The organism is Halolamina salina (assembly GCF_042678005.1).
Lineage (GTDB): Archaea > Halobacteriota > Halobacteria > Halobacteriales > Haloferacaceae > Halolamina > Halolamina salina.
The window spans coordinates 16,491-20,871 of sequence record NZ_JBHUDH010000134.1; the positions used below are offsets into that span (position 1 = coordinate 16,491).

Sequence of the window (4,381 nt, forward strand, 5' to 3'; positions counted from 1 at the left end):
GTCGGCGCCGGCGGGGGGAGGGGTGGGGACTCGGTGCTGCGCCGGACCCTGTGTCCGGCGCACTGCGGTCGCAAGTGGTCAAGCATCGAGATGCTGTTGCCGTCGCGATCGCTGTCCCACCCTCGGCTGAGAAAGACGAACCCAACTTACTCCCGTCCACGAAGCACGATCACCGCACTACTCAACAGCAGACAGCCCACCAGCCCGACGAACGCCGTGTCGTAGTCGACGTACTGGCCGACGACGCCGACGTACGTCGCACCCAGCGAGCCGATGCCGATGTAGACGCTGCGCATCGCGCCCAGATCGCCGCCCATGCTGTCGCCGGGGAACGAGTCCATCAGGTACGCCTGCATCACCGGCGGGTACGCCAGCAGCCCCGCGGCGAAGGCGGCGACAGCGGCGAGCGCGACGGCCGAGGTGGAGGCGCTCACCAGCACGAGCAGCGAGCCGGCGGCGACGACCAGCACGGCCGGCGCGAGCAGCCCCCGCGGGACGCGGTCGCCCAGCCCGCCGGCCAGCGGTTTCACCGCGGCACCGACGAGAAACAGCAGCGCGAAGGAGGCGTTCGCGACGACCGGCGAGAGCTCCTTCGCCCGGAGGTACGTGGGGAGAAAGCTCGTCGCCGCCTGCCAGGTGAACGCGTACAGCGCGTAGGCGACGAGCAGCCAGCGCAGTCGCGGGACGCCCAGAATCCGCCGGAACGTGTCGCCGACCGCGAGGTCGATCGAGGCGAGTTCGTACCCCTCGTCGCTCCAGACGTGCAGCAGCAGCGCGATCAGCAGCAGCGCGACCGCGACGGGGGCGAAGGCCGCCCGCCACGTCGCCACCGCGATCACGACCGTCCCGATCCCGGCCGCCAGAATCCCGCCCACGTCGCCCGAGGCGGTGTGGAGGCCGAACGCCCGGCCCCGCTTGACGACGAACAGGTCCGACACCAGCCCCCGCGCCGGCGTGGGATAGAGGCCGACGCCGACACCGATCACGACTGCGCCGAACAGGAAGGCGAGGTATGTCGGGGCCGCCGAGAGCGTGAGGAAGCCGACGGCCGCCAGTGAGAGCCCCGCGACGAGCAGCGTCGTCCGGGAGAGCTGATCCGAGAGCCGGCCGCTCGGGTACTGAAGGATCGCGTACGTCCCCCAGACGACCGTGACCGCGAAGCCGGCGGCGCCGCTGGAGACCTGCAGGTCCCCCGCGATGTTCGTCAGCAGCGGCGAGATGCTCAGCCGGCCGGCCTGCAGCAGCGCCCAGCCCAGCGAGACGACGAGCAGCAGCCGTCCCGAGTAGCCACGGAACAGGTGCTCCTCGTCGGGCGTTCCGTTCACGGCCACACTCTCGGCCGGGGGGCACTTGAACGCGGGCGTCCCGGCCGTTCTCCCCTACTCCTCGTAGCGGTACGCCCGGGTGGACTCGCCGCGGAACCGCGGGCCCGAGCCGGCAGCCTCGAAGCCGGTCGCCTCCGCCGCGGCCCGCATCGCGTCGTCGCCCTCCCGGAGCACCAGTTCCACGGGCAGCCCCTCGGCGCGGGCGAAACGCAGCGGCTCCGTGAGCAGGCGCTCACAGGCCGCCCGGTCGCCGCCGAACTGGGTGACGAACACCGCGTCCTCGCGGGCGTCGAAGCTGACGAAGCCGCGGAGCGTCGACTCGTTGTCGGCCGCCGCGTCGTCGGCTGCCTCCCCGTCGCCGGCCTCGACCAGCACGCGGACGCTCCGCTCGTGAATCACGTTCCGGAGCACCGGCTCCGGCGCGTCGCTCAAGGCGGCCATCGCCGCCGCGTCGCGCTCGACCGCGTCGCGGACCTCCATCCGACCGCCCCTTCCGGTCGTGCAGCCTTAAACGCCGGGGGCGCGGGCGGCGTCGGATTGATTGTGCCGCCGACCGATCCCCCGGATATGACCGACGGCCCGAGTTCGCCGATCGCGCTCGTGATCGCGCTCACGCTCGCCGTCGGGGGGCTGGTCGTGAGCGGCGTCACGGGGCTGATCGGGACGTTCGGCGGCGCGCTCGTCGGCGCGGGGACGAACCCCGACGCGGCGACGCCGGTGCTGGTCGGCGTGGCGCTCGCGGCGTCGGAGGCCGGGTTCGTCGTCGTCGGCTACGCGTTCCGGCGGACCGACGACGGCCGCGATCTGGTCGTCGACTGGATCGGCAGCCCGGACGCCCGCGACGCCGCGCTGATCGTCGGCACCACGGCCGTCCTCGTCGTCTTCAACCGGCTCGCGTTCGCCGTCGGCTCGCTGCTCGGCATCGACCCAACGACCGCCGTCACCACCCCGGAGGAACTCTCCGTCGCGGTACTCGTGTTCGTGATCCCCGCGATGCTGTTCGCCGTGGGGCCGGCCGAGGAGTACCTGTTCCGCGGCGTGATCCAGGGCTACCTGCGACAGTCGTTCTCCGCCCGGGGCGCGATCGGCTGGGGTGCAGTGCTGTTCACGATTGTCCACCTGCCGAACCTCCTCGCCAACCCCGAGTCGGGCGTGGTATCGATCCCGATCTGGCTGGTGATCGGCGTCGTGCTGGGCTGGCTCTACGAGCGGACGGCGGCGCTGCTGGTGCCGGTCGCGGTTCACGGGCTGTACAACGTGGCCGTGATCTGGCTGCTGTTCGCCGAACTGGGGATCGTGTAGGGGGCTACCCGAGCAGTTCGTCCAGCCCCCGCGCGGGGTAGCCGACGACCGTGTCGACGCCCGCGCCGTGAAGCCCCTCGACGCGACCCCGGACCGTCTTCACGTCGCCGACGATCTCGAAGTCCTTGCTCGCGGCCAGCAACACCTCGCGGGCGCGGCCGGTCGCCGCCGAGTCGGTCTCGTACTCGTCGGGCAGCGCGCGGCGGACCGGCGCGCGCCGGGAGACGTACCCGCCGACGGCGTCGAGGATGGCGTCCTCGTCGTCGCTCAACACCGTGGGCGCGTACACCGCGAGGTCGCCGTCGAAGCCGGCGGCCCGCAGCGCGCGGGCGTCGCGCTCGGTCGAGCGCGAGAGCAGATCGAACTGGGGCGCGCCGGTCGCGAGCGCGACCCGTTCGACGCCCTCGGTGCCGACCCAAGCGTCGGGGTAGCGATCGGTCGCTTCGCCGAGTCGGGGCGCGACTGCGCGCTGGCCCTCCTCCTCGGTGAGGTACGCGCCGTTGCCCGCGACGAGCACCCGACCGACCCCCTCGGGGATCGATTCCGACAGCGAGTCGTCGCCCAGCGGGTCGAGCCCGTCCGCGCGAACGGGCGTGGTGACGCGCACCTCGGCTGTTTCGGCCAGCGCCCGGAGCGTGTCGGCGTCCGGGAACGCCTCGCGGCCCTCGTAGTCGACGACGAGCGTCGACGCCGCGAGCTCGGTGGCGCGGGCGAGGTCGACCTTCGCCGGCTTGAGCGCGACCGCGTCGATGCCGACACGCGGGAACGGCCCGACGGCACTGTTCTCGGTGGTTCGCTGCGCGGTGCTGTCGGGCTGTGTGGTGTCGGGTGTAGTCATAGCTGGCGCTCGTCGGTGGTGCGGTAGCTGTACGAGAACTGCGCGGATTTAGAATCGCGGAACGCGATCCATCGCCTGTGCGGCCATGCACTCCTCCGTACCGTGGTCACGGGGATAAGGGTGTCGTCACTCCAGCAGCACCGAGAACCCCCAGTCGACCCCCTCGCCGGCGTCGAGGTTCTCGGGATCTGGGTAGCGGGTGATCGTCGTCTCGAAGCGGTGTTCGCCGACCGGGAGGCAGGCGTCGTCCTCGACGCCGGCGGCGTACAGTTCGAGGTCGGACGCGTGGCTCGCCCCGGGTTCGAGCGTGACCGTCCGGTACTCCTCGGTGGTCCCCACGTCCTCTGTCAGCCGCCAGCAGCCGGGTTCGGCGGCGTACTCCCCGTCGGCGGGCAGCAGGGCGAGGTAGCCGTCGTCGGAGTGCTGGTACTCGAACACCGCCGCACGGGCCTCGCCGATCGCGACCGTCTCCTCGCCCTCGTTCGTGATTGAGACGGCGACCCCCGGTGGGTGATCCTCGGTCGCGACTGGCTCGGTGACCGTCACCTCGACGCCGAGCGGGAGGTCGGGCCTGTCGTCGACGCTCGCGAGTGTGACCGCTGGGCCGCCCGTGCCCTCGGGTCGCGTTCCGCCCGCGGAGCCGTTGCCGCCCGGCAGGCCAGTCGTCGGCGTCTCGACTGAGGGAGCCGAGAGGCAGCCTGAGAGCGTCAGCAGCGAGGCGCCGGCGAGGAACGTCCGTCGGGTGTGCATAGTGTGGAAAGGTGCCGAGAGGGCTTGAACACTCCGTAGAGACAAACCCGGGCTTGTCTCACACGACCACGGCATCGGCTCCGTGGCCGGAACACGGTGGTTCCGGCAGGTCACTCACCGTGATCGGCTTCGCTACTCGTCGGGACCGCCGTCGAGGAACCCGTGG

At 71.8% G+C, this 4,381-nt stretch carries 5 protein-coding genes; 1 reads left to right on the forward strand and 4 read right to left on the reverse strand.

All coding sequences use genetic code 11. The annotated features are described in order from the left end of the window. Positions 1–146 precede the first annotated feature (146 nt). Both ACFR9S_RS11665 and ACFR9S_RS11670 read right to left on the reverse strand, forming a co-directional pair. Entirely contained in the window at positions 147–1,325 is a 1,179-nt protein-coding gene (locus tag ACFR9S_RS11665) for an MFS transporter (RefSeq protein ID WP_379818730.1), read from the reverse strand. A 54-nt stretch (positions 1,326–1,379) separates the two neighbouring features. Further along, positions 1,380–1,805 carry a hypothetical protein gene (locus tag ACFR9S_RS11670; RefSeq protein WP_379818731.1) on the reverse strand — a complete coding sequence of 142 codons (426 nt, stop codon included), beginning with the start codon at positions 1,803–1,805 and terminating at the stop codon, positions 1,380–1,382. Positions 1,806–1,892: 87 nt separating this feature from the next. Here ACFR9S_RS11670 and ACFR9S_RS11675 point away from each other — a divergent pair, with 87 nt between their 5' ends. Then, positions 1,893–2,627: a CPBP family intramembrane glutamic endopeptidase gene (locus ACFR9S_RS11675; protein ID WP_379818732.1), complete on the forward strand. Its 735-nt coding sequence runs from the start codon at positions 1,893–1,895 to the stop codon at positions 2,625–2,627. 4 nt (positions 2,628–2,631) lie between these two features. Here ACFR9S_RS11675 and ACFR9S_RS11680 read toward each other — a convergent pair whose 3' ends face one another. Together ACFR9S_RS11680 and ACFR9S_RS11685 are read right to left on the reverse strand one after the other, a co-directional pair. After that, complete coding sequence (locus ACFR9S_RS11680; protein WP_379818733.1) at positions 2,632–3,465, reverse strand: DUF7388 family protein; 834 nt, start codon at positions 3,463–3,465, stop codon at positions 2,632–2,634. Positions 3,466–3,591: 126 nt separating this feature from the next. Beyond that, positions 3,592–4,215: a hypothetical protein gene (locus tag ACFR9S_RS11685; RefSeq protein WP_379733006.1), complete on the reverse strand. Its 624-nt coding sequence runs from the start codon at positions 4,213–4,215 to the stop codon at positions 3,592–3,594. Positions 4,216–4,381: the final 166 nt, after the last annotated feature.